Here is a 19,402-nt window from a genome sequence, read left to right as displayed (position 1 = left end):
CAACCTAGAAACCCGCACTGTCCACATCCTTATGGCTAATTTCCAAACCCATCTCAACCTCGGCATCGTCGTCAGTGCCACCACCACGCTGGCGCTGCACACCGCCGCGTTGATTAACGGCAGCCAAACCTTCTCGTTTTTCGTGCTCGGCGTCATCGGCAGCCTTCTGCCTGACATCGACTCGAAAACCTCCAAACCCACCAACATCCTATTTAGTCTGATCGGCGCAGGCCTTGCCTTCGTCACCACCTTGCCGTGGTTCGGACAATTATCACCACTGCAACTCACGCTCATTTGGGCTGGCGTTTACGTCCTCGTCCGTCACGGCTTCTTTGAAATTTTCGCCCACCTCACCGTACATCGCGGCATCTGGCACTCGCTGCTCGCCGTCGCCGCCGTCACTCTCAGCATCACCGATGTGGCATTTTGGTTATGGCACGAATCCGCGCAGGCAGCGTGGATTGCCGGATTCGTGACCGGCATTGGCTATCTCACGCATCTCACACTGGACGAAATCTACAGCGTCGATTTACTCAATCGCCGCATCAAACGCTCCTTTGGCACTGCCTTAAAACCATTTAGTTATACCGACCGCTGGAGCAATCTATTGATGCTGATAATTATCGTCACGCTGGCGTGGTTTACACCGCCGCTCACTTGGTTAACAACGCTGCCATTGCACATTGTTATTGACCCCGCAGCATTGCTCGATCAATTCCGCACCAGCAGCGAACAACTGTGGACGCAATTGCTGCACTGGTGGCAGCATTTCATTCGTACTTTTTAATTGGAGATTGCCATGACGCTTATTCGTGAAACCGACTTTATCACCAGCATTGCCGATGCACTTCAATTCATTTCTTATTATCACCCGCGTGATTATCTTCAAGCCCTCACCGCTGCCTATTACGCCGAACAATCACCCGCTGCCCGCGATGCAATGGCGCAAATTCTCGTTAATTCCAGACTCTGCGCCGAAGGTCAGCGCCCAATTTGCCAAGACACTGGTTTGGTTGTAGTTTTTCTCAAAATCGGCATGAATGTCCGCTGGGACACCGCGTTGAGTGTGCAGGAATTAGTCGATGCCGGAGTGCGCAGCGCCTATCAACATCCCGATAATCCGCTCCGCGCTTCAATGGTCGCGCCGCCATTCGGTGCACGTAAAAACACCGGCGACAACACGCCAGCCATCGTGCACGTTGAATTAGTGCCCGGCGCTCAAGTGGAAGTGCGGTTGGCAGCCAAAGGCGGTGGCTCTGAAAACAAAGCGAAATTTGCCATTCTCAACCCCAGCGCCAGCCTGACTGACTGGGTTTTGCAAACTGTACCGACACTCGGCGCAGGCTGGTGCCCACCGGGAATGCTCGGCATTGGCATCGGCGGCTCGGCAGAAAAAGCGATGTTGCTGGCGAAAGAATCGCTGCTCGCGCCGATTGACATGCACGAATTGCGAGCGCGAGGCGCAGCCAATCCAACTGAGGAACTGCGCTTGGAATTGTTCGATAAAATCAACGCACTCGGCATCGGAGCGCAGGGCTTGGGCGGCCTGACCACCGTGCTGGATGTCAAGATTCTGACTCATCCGACTCATGCCGCGTCGTTGCCAATCGCCCTGATTCCCAACTGCGCCGCGACTCGTCACCTTGAATTCACGCTCGACGGCAGCGGTCCCGTTACGTTCACGCCGCCCAAATTGGATGATTGGCCGCGCATCGACTGGAACGCCGCCGCCGGAGCACGGCGCGTCAATCTCGACCAACTCACTCGCGCCGATCTCGCCACTTGGCAACCTGGCGAACGGCTATTGTTATCCGGCAAATTATTAACCGGACGCGATGCAGCACATCAGCGCATTATTGAATTGCTCAATCGCAGTGAACCATTGCCCGCTGGCGTTGATCTAAACAATCGCTTTATTTATTACGTCGGCCCAGTTGATCCAGTCCGTGATGAAATTGTCGGTCCAGCAGGACCAACCACCGCAACGCGCATGGATCAATTCACCGAACAAATGCTGCGCGATACCGGTTTAATTGGCATGATTGGCAAAGCCGAACGCGGCGCAATTGCCATTAACGCAATTAAACAGCATGGCGCAGTCTATTTAATCGCAGTGGGTGGCGCTGCCTATTTAGTCGCCAAAGCGATTAAAGCCTCGCGCCTCATTGCCTTTGCTGATTTAGGAATGGAAGCAATCCGCGAATTCACTGTTGAAGACATGCCGGTCATGGTGGCAGTGGACAGTCACGGCGTATCAATCCATGAAACTGGCCCAGCGCAATGGCGCAATTATTCCGGAATCACGGTCACATAACAGTCATGTTTTTCATACCATTATTTGGTATTCTGTTTTGAACATTCACATTAGGTTATTTTGCCAATGACAGTCCATCACGCTCTCGTTCTTAATCTCCATCAACCGCCGAACAATCTTCAGGATTTACTCGCACATCAAACATGGGAAGCACAGGAAATTCTGTTTGCTTTAGATCGCATTCCGCGCAGTTTATGGGGACATGAACAACATGCGCGAGTGCATTTATCCTTGTCGGGAACGTTATTAGAAACGTTATCTGATCCCGCATTTCAACAACAGGTTTATGGTATTGTTGATTGCGGTGCGCTATTGTGGCATTTCCAAAATCAATCGCTCTTTGATATTTTGGGCACGGGTTATTATCATCCCGTATTACCGTTAATTCCTGAAGCAGATCGCCGCGAGCATTTACAACGCTGGCTGGGAATTGCGCATCATTTATTATGGCGACCACGATTTCAGGGTTTTTGGCCACCAGAAATGGGTTTTTCAATGGAACTTATTCCGCTGTTGCAAGCCTCTGGTTATCGCTACGTTTTAGTCGATAGCGAACACATTGAACCCGTCACGCCAATGAGTTGGGAAGAAATGCGTTATCGCCCGCATATTGCCCGTTATGGCGATGCAGAAATCACTGTTATTGTGCGCGACCGTGAATTGTCTGATGCGCAAGAATCCGGCATGGATTTAGGTTGGTTTCAATCCGAAGTTGCTGAACGCACGAAATGGTGTGATTTCCCGCCATTAGTCACCACTTGCACCGATGGCGAAAACGGTGGCTGGTTCCGCAATGTCACTGAAGGTGCGAATTTTTGGAGCGTTTTTTATCGCCCATTATTAGAACAAGTCCATGCTGGCATTTCAAACATCGTGCCCACATTCATTCATGAGTATTTAGATACCTATGGCGTTCACAGCGAAGTCAAAGTGCGCACTGGTGCATGGAATACGGGCTGGCATCATGGACGTGATTTCACGCAATGGACTGGATCAGAATATCAACGCAAGGTATTGGCAGAATGTGGACGCATGAGTCAATTGGTGCACGATGCGCGTTGGTTTGCTGGTGAGCATGGGATGACTGAAGGAGCACATGCTAATGCGATTGCAACTGCACTCAATGCGTTATTACGCGCCGAAACCAGTTGTCATTTCTATTGGGGCGAAGCATGGGTTCCCCGCGCTGAAGCAGATTTAGCAATCAGTCGCGCTGCATTAAATGAAATCGGAATCAATACCGATTTAGCGAATGAACCAGCGGAACAAATCAATAGCGATGCGGCGGACACTGAGGAGGTGAATACATCAGAAGAATAGCCATCTTCTGCTTTGCAGTAGCATAGATCATCAAGAATTGATAAACGTCTTTTTTGAATAAACTGTTAAGGAAATTTGCGTGAACCAACTACCTGAATACGTTAACGATGTCCCGAATATCTCTGGCAATGAAACCGAGCTGGCACAAGTCGTCGCTCGTGGTCGTGAGCGCACCTTATTTACAGATCGTGGCGGTATTAATTTCGGCGCAATTCGCTCCGCCACTGCCATCGCGCTGCATCAACATCAACCGCTTATTCCTGCTGGCGGCAATGATTTGCGTACTGCTGAACTGATTAGCAATCTGCAATATATGATGCACAACCAACACATTGGCGACAATTACAATGCGCCAGCTTTTGTGTGGTGTTATAAGCGCATGGGCGAATTCATTCCGCAATTGATTGGCGAAGGCAAATCACCGCGCTGTATGTTGGAGTATTCTGGAACGCTATTGCATGGTCTGCGCAAAATGGGTGAACACCACGTCATTGATGCGTTAAAAAACATTACCTGTAATCCTGAATACAATTGGGCAGCAGAATGGTTAGGAATGCCTTGGGGTCATGCCGTTGCGCCATCAACTCCAGTACAGGATTTCCGTTTGCATGTTCGCGCTTTTCAACATCATTTCGCTGCGATTTTCGGCTGGGAAGCATTAGAACGAGTGCGTGGTTTTTCACCTTCGGAAATGGCACTGCCGAATCATCCTGATGTCGCTTATGAATTCGTTAAAACGCTGGTTGATTGCGGTTTTCAATGGGTGCTCATTCAAGAACATTCGGTGCAACAGGTCAGCAATGGTCGTCATCCAGAGCGCCCGCATATTCCACAGCGTTTAGTCTGCACCAATTCCAAAGGTGAGACTGCAAGCATCATTGCTATTATTAAAACGCAGGGTTCTGATACCAAATTGGTTGCGCAAATGCAGCCGTGGTATGAAGCACAGGGATTGAATCGCGTTGAATTGGCTGGCAAATCCATTCCGCCATTGGTCACGCAAATTGCTGATGGCGAGAATGGCGGCGTGATGATGAATGAATTTCCCGGCAAGTTTATGGAGGTTGCGGCATTATCCAGTCATTCAGACAGCCCGATGATGAATGCCAGTGAATACCTTGAACATCTGTTTGCAATGGGTATTAAAGAGAGTGATTTCACAGCCATTCAACCGATTTTCCATGATCGTATTTGGCGCGAATGCAGCCCGGAGATGGTCCTGAAAAATTGGCGCAGGTGATTGCAGAATTGAAGCAGGAAGATGGGCGTTTTCACATGGAAGGCGGCAGTTGGACGAATGATCTGTCTTGGGTGCGCGGTTATGACAATTTGCTCGGTCCAATGGAAGCAGCCAGTTCGCTATTCCATGAAAAAGTATTGCAACGTGGAATTGCTACCAATCATCCCAGCTATCGCAATGCACTGTTTCATTTAATGGCATCGCAAACCAGTTGTTATCGCTATTGGGGACAGGGTTTGTGGACAGATTACGGACGTGAAATCTGCCAGCGTTCAATTGATGTGGTGAATCACGATTTTGCGTAAATAAAATGCCAAGCGTTCGTTAATTTTATTCAATGGGCGCTTGGTATTTATTGGAAATATGCTATGAATCAACTCATTTTAGGCGATAACCTTGAAGTATTATGCGGTATCGCAGCGGAAACAGTGGATTTAATCTATCTTGATCCGCCGTTTTTTTCTAATCGGAATTACGAAGTGATTTGGGGTGATGCTGGCGAACTCCGCAGTTTTCAAGATCGTTGGAGCGGTGGCATTGACCATTATATTTCTTGGTTAAAAGAACGTGTGATTGAAATGCACCGCATCTTAAAACCAACGGGTTCACTGTTTTTGCATTGTGATTGGCACGCAAATTCCGAAATTCGCGTTGATATTCTAAATAAGATTTTTGGCATTGACAATTTTCGAGGTGAGATCATTTGGCAACGACATAATGCACATAATGACGCTAAAAATAAGCTAGCTGTATTAAAAGATACAATTGGTATTACTCAAAAAGCGAAAAGTTCACTTATCATCCAATTTATTCTGGTTACTCAGAAAATACAGGTGAATTTTATCGTTATGATGATCAGGACGGTCGAGGATTATATCGACTAGTGATATGGGAAGTCCTAATCCACGACCTAATATGATGTATGAATGGATGGGATTTTCGTATCCAGTAAAGGGTTGGCGCTATGAAAAAGCGACGATGCAAAAACTGCACGATGAAGGAAAAATCTATTACCAAAAGATAAGCAGGCAATTACAACTTTAATAAAAACCAAGACTAAAACGCTATTTAAGCGAACAAAAAGGCACTTTATTAGGCGATATGTGGACAGACATCAATAACGTCCAAGCTCACGCTAAAGAGCGCATTGGCTATCCAACACAAAAGCCATTGGCGCTGCTGCGGCGCATTATTGAAATGGCATCCAATGAAGGTGATATGGTGTTAGACCCGTTTATGGGCGGCGGCACTACTGTTACAGCTGCGGCAGAACTAAAACGCCATTGGATTGGTATTGATCAATCGGTGCAAGCAGTCAAGGTGACAGAACTTCGGTTAATGAATGCGCGTGATTTATTCTCGGAATCTTTTGTGATTCAGCTTCATCAATACGATTACGATACCTTGCGCTATCAAAATGCGTTTGCATTTGAGACATGGATCATTGAACAATACGGCGGAACACCGAACACACGCCAGCGCGGTGATTTAGGGATTGACGGTAAAACCCGCGACGGTGTACCAATTCAAGTAAAACGCAGCGATGATATTGGTCGTAATGTAATTGATAACTTTCATTCTGCAATTATGCGTGATGATAAAGTGCTATATGAGCGCAATAAAAGCGAAAATGCATGATTGGTGTTATCATTGCGTTTAGTTTTGGCAAAGGCGCAATACAGGAAGTGGCGCGGTTAAAAAATCGGGAAAATATCAGCATTGAACTGGTGACAGTTGCGGAGATTGTGCCGATTTCAAAAAAACCAACCTTATCAGTTCAATTTAATGATCTTGGTGTCACCAAGAAGGCACACCGCGAAATTGAGTTGATCGCTGCCGCTGAAAGCGCCAGCGGAATTGAATTTTTTGCGTGGGATTTCAATTTTAATGCGGTGAAAGGGTTTAACGCTGAAGTTTTATTAGACAAAGAGGGTAAACAAATCTATCAATTCAAACCCGGCGCACATACTATTGCAGTTAAAGTGGTCGATAACGATGGTTTAGAAAACATCGAGCTGATTCATTTGAAAGTCAACGGCGGTATCACGTCGCATACTCAGCCCAGTTAGTTAAATCGCTTGTTCTGTGTTTAGCCATTTGGAGAATGCTATGGATCGTTTGTCACTCAATAAACCTGCGTTGACTCAAAAAGTACGCAAGTTTTCACCTGTATAATCCCCGTTGTGGAAAGAAAAAGGTCTATGGTGGACACTTGGTCTTTTCATTATCACCTATCTGGTGGTGATATTGATTCTCGGTATTGTTTGGTCGCGTTCGCCAGCAAGTTTTGATGTACGTGAACAGGCGCTGGCAGTGGCTAATGGTGATTCGAGTAAAGTTGTGATTGGCAGCGTCACTGCTGCAACGGCAATTCGGATTGGTGAAACACTGCTTGATAAACCAGGTGGTTATCTCACGAATGATAAAATACCCCCCGGTATTTATCTGGATAACATTCCGAATTGGGAATTTGGAGCCTTGACTGAATTGCGCGATTTAGCCAATTCGCTGCGCAATGATTTCAGTCGTGCGCAATCGCAATCAGTAGAAGATAAGGATTTACAAATTGCGCAACCGCAATTTAATTATAATTCTGATTCGTGGATTATCCCTTCAAGCGAATCAGAATATCGTAAAGGCATTACAGCACTTTATGGTTATGCGCATCGTTTAGCCGATCAACAGGCGTTTGATGGTCAATTCTTTGCGCGTGCGGATAATCTTGCGGTTTATCTTCAGGTAGCAGAAAAGCGGTTGGGTAATCTGGCACAGCGGTTATCTTATGCGGTCGGTCAAGAACGCTTGAATACGGATTTGGCGGGTGATCGCAATGCGCGTCAATCAACTAGCACACCAGACCAAATTCACGCGAAGACTCCGTGGCGACAGATTGATAACGTATTTTTTGAAGCTCGCGGTTATACCTGGGCGCTATTGCACACGCTGCAAGCCTTAGAAGTTGATTTCGATGCAGTCTTAAAAGATAAGAATGCGTTGGTGTCATTAAGGCAGATTATTCGTGAATTGCAAAACACTCAAAATCCAATTTGGAGTCCAATGATTCTTAATGGGACTGGCTTTGGCGCAATGGGTAATCATTCGTTAGTGATGGCATCTTATATTTCTCGTGCCAACGCAGCGATTGGCGATTTAAGAATGTTATTGCAACAAGGTTAATAGATTTAAACGAATTGCCCTTTTTTTCGATAAGAAGATAAGGGCAATCGTTGTTGATTTAAGTGTGCTCTTCCGGCCAAAAATCGCCCACAGTTTGCTGCCAATCAAATGGACTCAGTTGTGGAAAAGTGTTCTCAGGTAATCCTGTTTCGCGGCGAGCAATGAGACGCGCATCGCTATAAGCGTCAGTGCACGTTTCTTCTAAGTTTTCTTTCAGACTGGGATTTTTTCGTAATAATCGAAGAATACGTTGCCGCTGTTCTTTAATAGTTGCTTCCCAACTTGCTCCGCGTCGTTCAGGTTGATAACGCCATTTCAATAGGTGCGCCAGCAACACACCCAATCGGTTTTCTAATTCCCGCGCCGTACTCGTTCCTATGTCTTCCAATCCTCTGCAAGCTGTACGGCATCAAGCGCATCGAATTGACCAGCGCGAATCAGCGCAGCACTTTCTAATAACCAAGCACGATGATCGTCACGAGCGTCTATCGTTGCCATTTTGTTGTTCTCCAATCGAATTTAAGCGGCGATAATACCCTGTGTTTGCAAATAAATAATCACTGTCTCAGCGAGCATTTCTGGCGTATGATTATCAGCATTGAGCGTCAATTCAGGTGCAAGCGGTGCTTCATACGGATCATCAATGCCAGTGAAACCTTTAAGTTCCCCAGCACGGGCTTTTTTGTATAGTCCTTTGGGATCGCGGGTTTCACAAATTGCCAACGGTGTATTAACGAAAACTTCAATGAACTCGCTGGGCTGTAGCGCATTCCGTACCAATTCCCGATCGCGGCGATATGGACTAATAAACGCAGTTAATGCGATCATTCCCGCCTCTGCAAATAATTGGGTAACCGCACCAATACGACGAATGTTTTCCTCGCGGTCAATGGCAGAAAAACCCAGCCCAAAACGTTCAGCAAATGCCTCGCCGTGAATTGGTAATAATTGCGCTGGCGCAGCATTTAATGAATGACGCACGTTATCGCCATCGAGTACTGTGCTGCGAATACCACGCGCATATAATTGATGGTCAAGTGTATTGGCGATGGTGCTTTTGCCAGAACCGCTCAATCCAGTAAACCAAATGACGCAGCCTTTGTGACCATTCTGGGTTTCACGGTGAGCGCGTGTGACCTGATGCGTGTGCCAAGTCAGGTGAATATCAGTTGTCATCAGTTGTCCTATCGGGAATATCAGTTGAAAATCGCCATAATTGATTGTGCATGATTGACTGATCCTGCGTTCCTGACAATCGACAACTTTATTCATAAACCATAAAACACGATAAAAAACATGAAAGTACTATTATTGGTAATGGCGGACGCGAGCACGCGCTGGCGTGGAAAGCGGCGCAATCGTCGTTGACCACGCAGGTTTTTGTGGCACCCGGCAATGGCGGGACGGCGCAAGAATCCGGCGTCGAAAACGTGCCGATCGCGGCACCGATATTCCGGCGTTGGTGCACTTTGCCCGCGAGCAAGCCATTGATCTCACAATCATTGGGCCAGAAGCGCCATTGGTCGCTGGCATCGTCGATGCGTTTGAAGCTGCCGCTTTACCCTGTTTCGGGCCACGCCGTGCTGCGGCACAATTGGAAGGTTCCAAAGCGTTGCCAAGGATTTTTTAGCACGTCATCAATTCCAACTGCGGCTTACGGCGTGTTTACCGAAATTGCGCCTGCGTTGGCGTATTTACGCGCCGTTGGTGCGCCGATTGTGATTAAAGCGGACGGGTTGGCGGCAGGAAAAGGCGTGATTCTCGCGGAAGATTTGCCGACCGCCGAGGCAGCCGTGCGCGACATGCTGGATGCTGGGCGGTTTGGCGCAGCGGTGCGCGAGTGGTGATTGAGGAATTTTTAACGGGCGAAGAGGCGAGTTTTATCGTCATGGTTGATGGCGAGCAGGTGCTGCCGCTGGCGACTTCGCAGGATCATAAAGCCCGCGATGATGGCGATCAGGGTCCAAATACTGGCGGGATGGGCGCATATTCGCCTGCGCCGCTGGTGACACCCGCAATTCACGCCGCATTTTGCGCGAAGTCATTACGCCTACGGTTGCCGGACTTGCCGCCGAAGGCATTCATTATCGAGGCTTTTTATACGCCGGACTGATGATTGCTGCCGATGGAACGCCGAAAGTGCTGGAGTTCAATTGTCGGCTTGGCGATCCTGAAACCCAGCCGTTATTGATGCGCCTGCGTTCGGATATTCGTTGCACTCTGCATGGCAGCCGTGACGGGGCGACTGGCGGAAATGTCCGCAGATTGGGATGAACGCGCCGCGGTGGGTGTTGTGCTCGCAGCGGCTGGCTATCCTGATACGCCAAAAATTGGTGATGTTATCAACGGTTTAGAGCAGTGATCGCTGCGTCCGAGTTAAAAGTGTTTCATGCGGCACACAACTTGTTGATAACGTAGTTAAAACCAATGGGGGACGAGTGCTGTGCGTTACGGCGCTCGGCGAGCACGTGGCAACCGCGCAACAACGGGCTTATCAGGCGCTGGCAGCAATTCATTGGGACGGCGCTTTTTGTCGGCATGATATTGGTTATCGTGCTATTGCCCGCGAAACAATTGCGCGTTAAAAAGTTAAAGCGTCTTGAATGTCAGTGAGAGCGCAGAGTAATATCAATAGCTATTCGCAACCGCAATAGTCGATTAAAAAACGCGCAGGAGCGCAACCCGATGACAGACGAATTTACAAACAAGAAATTTCTGATTATCGACGACTTCAGCGATGTGCGCTCGGCGATCAGAAGTATTTTACGTTCACTCGAAGTCACGCAAATTGATCAAGCCCGTGATGGTAATGATGCTATCGCGCAGATGACGGGTAAACGTTACGACGTGGTGTTATGCGATTACAACCTCGGTCCCGGTAAAGATGGGCAACAGGTATTAGAAGAAGCGCGTCATAATCTGCTGCTTAACATTGACAGCATCTTCATTATGATTACTGCTGAAAACACCCGCGACATGGTGATGAGCGCAGTGGAATACTCACCAGACAGTTATCTTTCCAAACCCTTCACCAAAGAAATCCTCCAGCGGCGTTTAGATAAGCTATTTGAGCGCAAAGCGGATTTGAAAAAAGTCAGTAAAGCGATGATTGTAAAAGATTATAATACTGCCATTGCTGAACTTGATGCGTTAATTGCAACTGATCCCAAGAACCTTCCCGATTTACTCAAGCTCAAAACTGAGATTTGCATGACCGCCAATCGCTATGATGACGCGATGGTGATCTTTGAAAAGGTATTGCACGAACACGAAGTATCATGGGCGCGTTTGGGCATTGGAAAAGTGCTGTATTGGAAAAAGAAACATCAACAAGCATTAGAGATGTTTCAGCAATTGATTGAACTCGATCCTAATTTAGTTACAGCGTATGACTGGCTGGCAAAAACGCAGGCGGAATTAAAACAGTTTGATGCCGCCGAACAGACATTACATGCTGCCGTGAAGATTTCACCGCGTGCCCTGAAACGCCAGCAACAACTCGGTGATCTTGCACTCAGTAATGGACATCCCGAACAGGCAGAAACCGCATTTACTCGCGCCGTTACTTTGGCGAGAAATTCAGCATTGAATCATCCTTCATTACTCGCAGGATTGGCGCGTTCAAAGTCGTCGAATAACAAGCATATTGAAGCGTTGAAACTCATTGGCGAAATTACCAAGTCATTTCCCAATCAACCAGAAGCAGTCTTTTATAAAGCCACTGCGACTGCTGCGGTTAAGCAGAATCAAGGAGACAGCGTGGCAGCAGCGGCAGCACTGCAAAGTGCCGAGCAAGTCATTAGCCAATGCGGTGAGCTTGCCAATTCTAAACTCGGCTTGGAATTGGCAAAAACCTATGCACAATTAGGCGATCACGATAAAGCGACAGCGTTAATTCAAAGTGTAATTGCGAATAACCACGACGATGAAGAATTCCTAATGGTGTTGGTGCAGGTGTGTCGTGAAGCTGGCTTTGAATATGATGCTGAAACTGCAATCCGTGAAATTCAACAGGGCGTAGTGAAAACCAATAACACTGGGGTTTATCTTATTAAACAAGGTAAATTCGACGAAGCCATTCATTTATTGCATGAAGCAGCTGATGAAATGCCCGGCAATAAGACCATTAATCTCAATGCTGCTAAAGCAATGATTATCAAGATGGAAAAGTTTGGCGCATCAATGGAAGACATCCTCACTGTACGGCGTTATGTCGAACGGGTACAAACACTTGCTCCACAGGATTGGCGGTTGCATGAAGTGGTATCGCGGTTAAAAAATATCTCGCCTACTGCCTAATTGAGTGAATCATCATGGATTTTTCCGACGTTCTTGCTTCTTCTATTCACGACATCAAGAATTCGCTTGGATTGATCCTGAATTCGCTTAATGAATTGGTTAACGATCCGAATAACCACATTGCTAATCCGCGTCAAGCCAGCCTGTTGCAGCACGAAACGCAACGGGCAAACAGCGCGTTAATTCAATTACTCAATCTCTATAAAATTGGTAATGCACAATTGGTGGCGCGGATTAACGAACACAATCTTGATGATTTTTTTGAAGATGTACTTGCCGATAATCAAGCCATGTGTCGTGGCTTAAATCTTGAATTAACGCACCGTTGCGATCCGCATTTAACTGGATATTTTGACGCTGATTTAATTCATGGTTTGCTCAATAGCGCCATTGGCAATGCTGGGCGTTATGCTAAAACGAAAATCCTTCTCAGCGCCACAATTGAAGAACGTTATTGTGTAATTCGTTTGGAAGATGACGGCGCAGGTTTTCCCGATGCTTTAATCCACTGTTTGCCCTCTGAAAACGGTTTACCTCAATTCATTGCAAACGATCCGTCGCGGACGCATCTCGGTTTATATTTTGCGTCACGCATTGCTGCATTACATCGCAATTCTGATGGGCGCACTGGAATGATTCGGCTGCGCAATGCCCATATTCTCAGCGGCAGTTGTTTCGAGTTGTGGTTGCCGTAAATTAACATCTGAAAATAACTATTATCACCGCTATTTTTAGCGAGCATCATTAAAATGAAGCGCCCTTTGTTAATCGTTTTGATTCGGCAATTATCGCTGCTGCTGGTATTATTCATCAGCACTACATCATTATGCGCAGCAGCAATACCACCAGAAGTGCGATTGCTGATTGATGTGTCTGGCAGTATGAAGGAAAATGATCCGCAAAATCTGCGTGTTCCCGCATTGCGCTTGGTGAATGAATTGCTGCCAGCCAATGCACAAGCTGGCGTGTGGTTATTTGCTGAAAAAGCTGAGGTGTTATCACCACCCAGTGTGGTAGATGATAAGTGGAAAAACCGCACTCGTAGTCGGTTAGATCGTATTCATTCGCGTGGTTTATTTACTAACATTGAACAAGCAATTAACGCGGGTATTGATGGTTGGAAACCACCGATTGAAGAAACCGACCGCCATCTGGTGTTATTAACTGATGGATTGGTTGATGTTAGTAAAGATGCCAATCAAAGTGCGGCGTCACGAGAACGTATTCTTTCTACTCAGATTGACCAATTGCGGGAATTAAAAGTTAAGGTTCATGCAATTGCGCTTTCAGATGCAGTGGATACTGAATTGCTGCGGATGTTGACGAGTGAAACTGGCGGTTGGTTTGAATCTGCGGCGAATGCTGATGAATTGCAGCGGATTTTTTTGCACATGCTGGAACAGACGGCAGCGCCGACCACCGTGCCATTAACCGGAAATCGGTTTCAGATTGATGGGCAAGTGTCTGAATTTACGCTGTTAGCGTTTCGCGGCAGCGAGCGCACGACCGCACTGATTACGCCGGATGGCAAAACTATTTCGGCCACTAAACCCCAGCCTGGCGCGTTGTGGCGCGAGGAAGAAGGTTACGATCTGGTCACGCTGACCAAACCGATGCCCGGACAATGGCAACTTCAAGGCGTTACTGATCCCGATAATCGGGTGGTTGTCGTGACGGATTTGGGAATTGAACTCAATCCATTACCTGCTGCGTTAAGTCATGGCGCACCGCTGCCAATTGAAACTTGGTTGACCGATCACGGAAAAATGGTGACGCGCAGTGATTTGCTGCAATTGGTCACGGCAACCGCCACGCTCACATTGCTAGACCTTGCCGCTGCGCCAGCGCCTGCTGCGGTCAAACCGCCACCGGCTGATGCTCATGCAGATACAGTTGCTGCGCATGAAGATGCGCATCCCGTTGAACATGCAGAGAAACCTGCTGATAAACCGGTCGCTGAAATAGCGGCTGCGCCAATTGAAGTGCATTTAGAACTCGACGCTGCGACCAGTCATTTTCATGCTGAATTGGAAACGCAACTGCTGACGCCAGGCAGCTATCAACTTCAGGTCACGCTCGACAGCGGAACGTTCAAACGCCAATTGGTTAAACGCTTCAAACTGATTGGTGCGCCGCTGCAAGTGCATTACACCCAACAAAATCCAAATGAAAAAACTCCGGCGGCGATCATTGCCACGGTGGAATTTGAAGCTGATCTTGTTGATCGAAAAACCCTTTCTGGTTATTTGAGTATTCAAGGACCGCCGGGTCTGGCGACCGTAATTGACCTTGCCAACCAAAACGCCGAGCCGTTGGTGTTGACGATTCCGGTGACACAACCGGGCAAATATCAGGTTCAGGCGCGATTGTTGGCACGCACCAGCAACGGTGAAATGATTGATGTTAAACCAGAAAATGCAAATTTCACGTTCGATTTTGCAGTGCCAGAAGAAACCAAAACTTCAGCAGATACGCCGTTCTCATGGCTTGATTTTGGTCTGTATCTGCTGATTGGTAATGCCGCGTTGGGATTGATTCTCGGTCTAACGTGGTGGTTGTTACATCGCTCGAAGCCAGCCGCAATTACGACTACAGTTGTGCGGGCAAGCAAATCTTCAGCAGGCGCAACGTCCACATGAACGCACTCACGCTCAGTAGCATCGTCCTTGCCACTGAATTTGCCCTAATTGCGTGGGCAATTTTATGGATTTTAGTGCACCGCCAGCGCCAGCAGACACAAGCTGATCTTCAACATGCTGGCGCAGTAGCTAAAAAGTTTGAACGCATTGAAATATCGCGCCGGGATGCGCTCACCACGCTATTTGAATCGACCTATCGCTTGCAAGAAGACGAATTAAAAGCCAAGGTGGATGAATACGCGCTGCGCGAACAAGCATTTTATCAAGCGATGCTGAGTCTTTATTTAGAACGCGATGGTAAAAAGCTGGCAGAAATTCCGGCTGAATTAGCAAAAGTGCTTGATCCTTGGTCAGAATTAGTACCGAGCGGAATGGTTGATACTGCTGAACTTGAGGAAGAAAAAGCCAAGCTCGCCGACGAATTGGAAAACACTCGGCACACTTTAGATGAGTTAATGAAAGAATACTCTGCTGCATTCAGTAATGCCGAGGAAGATCATGCGCAATCGCCCGAAGCACCTAAACCACCATCGCCTAAAGTAGAAAAAAAACCTGAGATAGAAATTAGTGCCGAAGAATTAGACGGTCTCACTGATTTATTTGATTCGCCCAATTAAACATGCACTGCTTGCCAACCGACATCCTATTGATTGCTGATGTGCATTTGTCGCCGGAATACCCAGCGACCGTGACGCGTTTTGTGCGTTTTCTCAGTGACCGCGCACGGCAGGCGCAGCGGCTGTATATCCTCGGCGATCTGTTCGATGCGTGGATTGGCGACGATGATGATGCGCCGCACAATGTGCTGGTGAGTACGGCGCTGCGCGATCTCACTGCCGCTGGCGTGGAGTGTGTATTGCTGCACGGCAACCGTGATTTTCTGCTGGGACGGCGGTTTTTTCGACACACCGGCTGCCGACTGGGGCGCGAACCGTTGTTGATTGATTGCGCGGGCGAACGGACGTTGTTGCTGCACGGCGATGTGCTCTGCACGGATGATGTCGCGTATCAGCGATTTCGGCGGCGAGTACGCAATCCGTTGTTACAACAGCTTTTTCTGTGGAAATCGCTGGCGCGTCGGCGGGAAATTGCCGAGCACTATCGGCGCACCAGCATGAATGTGAATGCGCACAAAGCGCCAGCAATCATGGATGTTAACTTATTGACCGTTAACGATTTTCTGCGCCGTTTTGCAGCCACACGGTTGATTCACGGGCACACGCATCGTCCTGACGAGCATGTACTGGATTTGGACGGCAAACCGGCACGGCGCAGCGTGCTGGCGCAATGGGATGAAATGACGGGTGGCGAGATGCTGGTGTTCGCGCCGCAAACTGGTGAATGGCGACGCGAACCAGTGCTTTAACTGAATTAAATCGCTGATTCTGGTGGAGAAAACAGATCACGCAGTGGCGCTGGCGGGGTCAATCCAAAATGCACATAAGCGGTTTGCGTGGCCATGCGTCCGCGTGGAGTGCGCATCAAAAAACCCTGTTGAATCAAGAACGGCTCCAACACGTCCTCAATCGTTCCGCGTTCCTCACCAATCGCCGCCGCCAAACTGTCCACGCCGACCGGTCCGCCATCGAACTTTTCAATCACTGCCTCCAACAGCCGCCGATCCATGTGATCAAAACCGAGCGCGTCAACTTTCAATAACGCCAGCGCCTGATCCGCTACTTCGCGGGTAATGCGCCCATCGGCACGAATCTGCGCATAATCGCGCACCCGTCGCAGCAACCGATTGGCAATACGCGGTGTTCCGCGTGATCGCCGGGCAATTTCTGCCGCACCAGCGACATCGGTATCAATGGCGAGAATCTGCGCCGAGCGCGTGACAATCCGCGTCAAATCTTCCGCCGAGTAATACTCCAACCGCGCCACAATCCCAAACCGATCACGCAGCGGTGCAGTCAATAGCCCAGCGCGAGTGGTCGCCCCAACCAACGTAAACGGCGGTAAATCCAGCTTAATCGACCGCGCTGCGGGACCATCGCCGATCATAATGTCAAGCTGATAATCTTCCAGCGCCGGATAAAGTATTTCCTCGATGATAGGACTAAGACGATGAATTTCATCAATAAACAACACATCGCCGCGTTCTAAATTCGTCAACAGCGCCGCCAAATCGCCGGGCTTTTCCAACACCGGCCCAGAAGTCTGCCGCAGATTAACCTGCATTTCGTGCGCGATAATGTGCGACAGGGTGGTTTTGCCCAGACCGGGCGGCCCAAAAATCAGCACGTGATCGAGCGCCTCACCGCGCCCTCGTGCTGCGCTGATGAAAATATCCATCTGCTCGCATACTGTGGGTTGTCCCACATAATCAACGAGTTGGCGCGGACGAATGGCGCGATCAATCGCGGTATCATCGCGCAACGCAGCAGGATCAATTAAACGGTCAGAAATGTTCATTGCAGGTACATCATTCGCAGCCTGAGGTAAAAAATTGAAGTATTACAAACCACTATCGGCAACACTACCGACCAGATCATCAATCGCATTCAGCTCATGTTGCAGCGCCTGCGACCGTTGTTTGAGCGCATCTATCGACTGCGCTGGCGCAGCTTTTTGCACCTGCGGACGGATCGCCGCGAGCTGGCGCTTGGTTTGAACCAACTGCGTTTGTGCCTGCGCCAACCGCGCTTGTTGCGCCCGTGCCGCCGCAACCTGCTGCTTCTGACTGGCGAGCCGAGCACGCGCCTGTTTAATGCGATTTTCCAATGTTATCAATCGACTTTGTGCTTGATTCAGTTCGCCACGAATCGCTTCACGCTCTTGTTCCAAGGTTTGCGCTTGCGCCCGCAATTGTTCTCCGGCGCTCAATTCGGTGTGATAAACACTTTCACGTTCATCAATACGTCGCTGATAATTGCCATTAGCAAGTCCAGTAATTCCGTTAATAAATCCGCCTTGATGCGGATCGGGATTAGTCGCGCAACCAGCCAACCAAGTTGCACATAAAATAACCATTCCGCGTAATAAACAATGATGCGTTAGTCTGATTATCGGCGCATCTAAATCGAGAGAATAAATCATTTGTTTCCTCGATACAGCAAACAGCATTAAACTTGTACACCGATGATACACGGTATACTACATTTGTTAAATAAACGCATTAAAACTAACTGGGGGAAATGATGAAAAAACACACAACTCTAATTGCATTAATCCAATTGTTAATGGCAATTTGGTTAAATAGCATTGTTTTGACTGGGCAAGCGGCAGAACCCTGTCCGCCGTGCAGTTGCCCCACACCAACGGGCAACGACATTTTTAATCTATCTATCTGCGTTGATGGCGCAGTTTCTAATGTGAGCGCAACTTCAATTAGCGAAATCATTACGCAGATTGATGCAACGCAAATGAGTAGTCGTTTTTCTACCTATGAAGATAGCGTTTCTGCGGCTATTTACCATCTTGATTTACGCGGATTACCAATCACTTTAGGTTATAGCTATGGTTCTACCACACTCATGTTTGCTGTGCCAAGTTTAGGCATTGCAAAAGTATTTGAAGGTGGCAGCCGCAATGCAAGCAACGATTTATTTGAAGAGTATATTAAAAATAGCGGAAAAGACATTTCAAAAGAACTGCTGCGAGTATCTCCAGCTGACCCTGTTGCGGGCAATCCTGCAAGTATTGAAACGCAAATGGCTGAAGGTGATTTTAAGGCTGCAACCAGCCCAGTATATGAGGGCTTACCTGCTGGAAAATCGTTAAGTCTTGATGCACGTTTTGGCAGTTATAGCGTAGGCAATTTAACTCAAAACGTATTCACTATTCCCATGTCATACACCTATACTTTCAGCAATTACGATCGCCTAATTGTGCGTACCCCAATCACCTATATGGAACTTGGTGGTGCAACTGCCTATCGCGGTAATATCGGTATCGCTTATCGTAAAGCTCTATTTCCGCGTTGGTCGTTAACGCCGGCAATTGGCTATGGTATTACTGGATCATCTGACCTTGGATCACTTGCACAAATTATTTCTGGTTCGTTAACGAGTGATTTGGTATTACACCAAAGCGATACTCTGCGTATCAGCATGGGAAACATGGTTGGTTATTATGCAACTTTACCAATTAGCTTTGGCGACTACAGCGTTAGTTACAATTTAAAGAATACCATTATTCGCAATGGACTACTGTTTTCTGTTCCAATACAACGACGTTTTTGGAATCGAAAATTTACTATTGACTTATTTGCGACGGATACCAGTTTTTTTGGTGATGCTTTGTATAGCAGAAACTATCAAGAATTTGGCATTACTTTTGGTCCAGCACGCGCTACGGAAAAGCAGGATGTAAATCAATCAAGTCATCCTTTTGGTCTTGGTTTTAAATACATGATTGGTGATGGTGATATTAAAGGTTTAGAACTGAATTTTGGTTATCGCTTCTAGCACA

The 19,402-nt window shown here is 47.8% G+C and carries 17 protein-coding genes and 3 pseudogenes; 15 read left to right on the top strand and 5 right to left on the bottom strand.

What is annotated here, in order from left to right:
- The first annotated feature begins 31 nt into the window (after positions 1-31).
- The 8 genes and pseudogenes from CXB77_RS14595 (at position 32) to CXB77_RS14560 (ending at position 8,051) form a co-directional block, all read left to right on the top strand.
- Positions 32-787, top strand: coding sequence for a metal-dependent hydrolase (locus CXB77_RS14595; protein WP_105074465.1), 756 nt, complete (start codon positions 32-34; stop codon positions 785-787).
- 12 nt (positions 788-799) lie between these two features.
- The gene (locus tag CXB77_RS14590) at positions 800-2,314 is read left to right on the top strand and encodes a fumarate hydratase (RefSeq protein ID WP_105074772.1); all 1,515 of its coding nucleotides are present in this window, start codon (positions 800-802) and stop codon (positions 2,312-2,314) included.
- A gap of 66 nt (positions 2,315-2,380) precedes the next feature.
- Complete coding sequence (locus CXB77_RS14585) at positions 2,381-3,634, top strand: glycoside hydrolase family 57 (RefSeq protein ID WP_105074464.1); 1,254 nt, start codon at positions 2,381-2,383, stop codon at positions 3,632-3,634.
- A 79-nt stretch (positions 3,635-3,713) separates the two neighbouring features.
- A pseudogene (locus CXB77_RS14580) lies at positions 3,714-5,179 on the top strand (glycosyl hydrolase family 57).
- A 63-nt stretch (positions 5,180-5,242) separates the two neighbouring features.
- Positions 5,243-5,758 carry a DNA methyltransferase gene (locus tag CXB77_RS14575; protein WP_105074463.1) on the top strand — a complete coding sequence of 172 codons (516 nt, stop codon included), beginning with the start codon at positions 5,243-5,245 and terminating at the stop codon, positions 5,756-5,758.
- Positions 5,759-5,957: 199 nt separating this feature from the next.
- Positions 5,958-6,512: pseudogene (locus CXB77_RS14570) on the top strand (DNA-methyltransferase); the annotation flags it as partial.
- Entirely contained in the window at positions 6,509-6,943 is a 435-nt protein-coding gene (locus CXB77_RS14565) for a hypothetical protein (RefSeq protein WP_105074461.1), read from the top strand. The pseudogene CXB77_RS14570 and the gene CXB77_RS14565, both read left to right, overlap by 4 nt.
- A gap of 112 nt (positions 6,944-7,055) precedes the next feature.
- Positions 7,056-8,051: a DUF2333 family protein gene (locus CXB77_RS14560; RefSeq protein ID WP_172452689.1), complete on the top strand. Its 996-nt coding sequence runs from the start codon at positions 7,056-7,058 to the stop codon at positions 8,049-8,051.
- Positions 8,052-8,109: 58 nt separating this feature from the next.
- Here the strand turns inward: CXB77_RS14560 and CXB77_RS14555 are convergent, their stop codons facing one another.
- From CXB77_RS14555 to cysC, 3 genes are read right to left on the bottom strand one after another with little or no spacing between them, the layout of a single operon-like run.
- A complete protein-coding gene (locus tag CXB77_RS14555; RefSeq protein ID WP_347338141.1) occupies positions 8,110-8,439 on the bottom strand; it encodes a DUF29 domain-containing protein in 330 nt (109 codons plus the stop codon).
- Positions 8,427-8,549, bottom strand: coding sequence for a hypothetical protein (locus tag CXB77_RS23975; RefSeq protein WP_347338140.1), 123 nt, complete (start codon positions 8,547-8,549; stop codon positions 8,427-8,429). The genes CXB77_RS14555 and CXB77_RS23975 overlap by 13 nt, the downstream gene beginning before the upstream one ends.
- A 21-nt stretch (positions 8,550-8,570) precedes the next feature.
- Positions 8,571-9,227: an adenylyl-sulfate kinase gene (gene cysC / locus CXB77_RS14550; protein ID WP_431520734.1), complete on the bottom strand. Its 657-nt coding sequence runs from the start codon at positions 9,225-9,227 to the stop codon at positions 8,571-8,573.
- 131 nt (positions 9,228-9,358) lie between these two features.
- Here cysC and purD point away from each other — a divergent pair.
- The 6 genes and pseudogenes from purD (at position 9,359) to CXB77_RS14520 (ending at position 16,355) form a co-directional block, all read left to right on the top strand.
- Positions 9,359-10,636, top strand: a pseudogene (purD, locus tag CXB77_RS24700) (phosphoribosylamine--glycine ligase).
- A 100-nt stretch (positions 10,637-10,736) separates the two neighbouring features.
- Complete coding sequence (locus tag CXB77_RS14540; RefSeq protein WP_105074459.1) at positions 10,737-12,350, top strand: tetratricopeptide repeat-containing response regulator; 1,614 nt, start codon at positions 10,737-10,739, stop codon at positions 12,348-12,350.
- Between the two features lie 14 nt (positions 12,351-12,364).
- The gene (locus tag CXB77_RS14535; protein ID WP_105074458.1) at positions 12,365-13,045 is read left to right on the top strand and encodes a sensor histidine kinase; all 681 of its coding nucleotides are present in this window, start codon (positions 12,365-12,367) and stop codon (positions 13,043-13,045) included.
- A gap of 54 nt (positions 13,046-13,099) precedes the next feature.
- Positions 13,100-14,989, top strand: coding sequence for a VWA domain-containing protein (locus tag CXB77_RS14530; protein WP_242445736.1), 1,890 nt, complete (start codon positions 13,100-13,102; stop codon positions 14,987-14,989).
- Positions 14,986-15,606 carry a hypothetical protein gene (locus CXB77_RS14525; protein ID WP_105074457.1) on the top strand — a complete coding sequence of 207 codons (621 nt, stop codon included), beginning with the start codon at positions 14,986-14,988 and terminating at the stop codon, positions 15,604-15,606. Before CXB77_RS14530 ends, CXB77_RS14525 begins: the two co-directional genes overlap by 4 nt.
- Before the next feature lie 2 nt (positions 15,607-15,608).
- Entirely contained in the window at positions 15,609-16,355 is a 747-nt protein-coding gene (locus CXB77_RS14520) for a UDP-2,3-diacylglucosamine diphosphatase (RefSeq protein ID WP_105074456.1), read from the top strand.
- A 5-nt stretch (positions 16,356-16,360) separates the two neighbouring features.
- On the opposite strand, the gene ruvB is transcribed toward CXB77_RS14520, so the two are convergent.
- Both ruvB and CXB77_RS14510 read right to left on the bottom strand, forming a co-directional pair.
- Complete coding sequence (gene ruvB / locus CXB77_RS14515) at positions 16,361-17,404, bottom strand: Holliday junction branch migration DNA helicase RuvB (RefSeq protein ID WP_105074455.1); 1,044 nt, start codon at positions 17,402-17,404, stop codon at positions 16,361-16,363.
- Positions 17,405-17,446: 42 nt separating this feature from the next.
- A complete protein-coding gene (locus CXB77_RS14510) occupies positions 17,447-18,028 on the bottom strand; it encodes a hypothetical protein (protein ID WP_105074454.1) in 582 nt (193 codons plus the stop codon).
- Between the two features lie 101 nt (positions 18,029-18,129).
- Between CXB77_RS14510 and CXB77_RS14505 the strand changes: the two genes are divergently transcribed.
- Positions 18,130-19,398, top strand: a complete 1,269-nt coding sequence (locus CXB77_RS14505) for a hypothetical protein (RefSeq protein ID WP_105074453.1) — start codon at positions 18,130-18,132, stop codon at positions 19,396-19,398.
- The last annotated feature ends 4 nt before the right edge of the window (positions 19,399-19,402 follow it).

This window comes from Chromatium okenii (genome assembly GCF_002958735.1).
Lineage (GTDB): Bacteria > Pseudomonadota > Gammaproteobacteria > Chromatiales > Chromatiaceae > Chromatium > Chromatium okenii_A.
The sequence above is the reverse complement of the archived record's forward strand: the minus strand, read 5'-3'. Positions and strand labels throughout refer to the sequence as shown.

What these genes read in the sequence shown, in the direction of transcription:
- CXB77_RS14595 (WP_105074465.1), top strand. Translation starts at nt 32, where the DNA reads ATGGCTAATTTCCAAACCCATCTCAACCTCGGCATCGTCGTCAGTGCC.
- CXB77_RS14590 (WP_105074772.1), top strand. Translation starts at nt 800, where the DNA reads ATGACGCTTATTCGTGAAACCGACTTTATCACCAGCATTGCCGATGCA.
- CXB77_RS14585 (WP_105074464.1), top strand. Translation starts at nt 2,381, where the DNA reads ATGACAGTCCATCACGCTCTCGTTCTTAATCTCCATCAACCGCCGAAC.
- CXB77_RS14575 (WP_105074463.1), top strand. Translation starts at nt 5,243, where the DNA reads ATGAATCAACTCATTTTAGGCGATAACCTTGAAGTATTATGCGGTATC.
- CXB77_RS14565 (WP_105074461.1), top strand. Translation starts at nt 6,509, where the DNA reads ATGATTGGTGTTATCATTGCGTTTAGTTTTGGCAAAGGCGCAATACAG.
- CXB77_RS23975 (WP_347338140.1), bottom strand. Translation starts at nt 8,549, where the DNA reads ATGGCAACGATAGACGCTCGTGACGATCATCGTGCTTGGTTATTAGAA.
- cysC (WP_431520734.1), bottom strand. Translation starts at nt 9,227, where the DNA reads ATGACAACTGATATTCACCTGACTTGGCACACGCATCAGGTCACACGC.
- CXB77_RS14540 (WP_105074459.1), top strand. Translation starts at nt 10,737, where the DNA reads ATGACAGACGAATTTACAAACAAGAAATTTCTGATTATCGACGACTTC.
- CXB77_RS14535 (WP_105074458.1), top strand. Translation starts at nt 12,365, where the DNA reads ATGGATTTTTCCGACGTTCTTGCTTCTTCTATTCACGACATCAAGAAT.
- CXB77_RS14530 (WP_242445736.1), top strand. Translation starts at nt 13,100, where the DNA reads ATGAAGCGCCCTTTGTTAATCGTTTTGATTCGGCAATTATCGCTGCTG.
- CXB77_RS14525 (WP_105074457.1), top strand. Translation starts at nt 14,986, where the DNA reads ATGAACGCACTCACGCTCAGTAGCATCGTCCTTGCCACTGAATTTGCC.
- CXB77_RS14520 (WP_105074456.1), top strand. Translation starts at nt 15,609, where the DNA reads ATGCACTGCTTGCCAACCGACATCCTATTGATTGCTGATGTGCATTTG.
- ruvB (WP_105074455.1), bottom strand. Translation starts at nt 17,404, where the DNA reads ATGAACATTTCTGACCGTTTAATTGATCCTGCTGCGTTGCGCGATGAT.
- CXB77_RS14510 (WP_105074454.1), bottom strand. Translation starts at nt 18,028, where the DNA reads ATGATTTATTCTCTCGATTTAGATGCGCCGATAATCAGACTAACGCAT.
- CXB77_RS14505 (WP_105074453.1), top strand. Translation starts at nt 18,130, where the DNA reads ATGAAAAAACACACAACTCTAATTGCATTAATCCAATTGTTAATGGCA.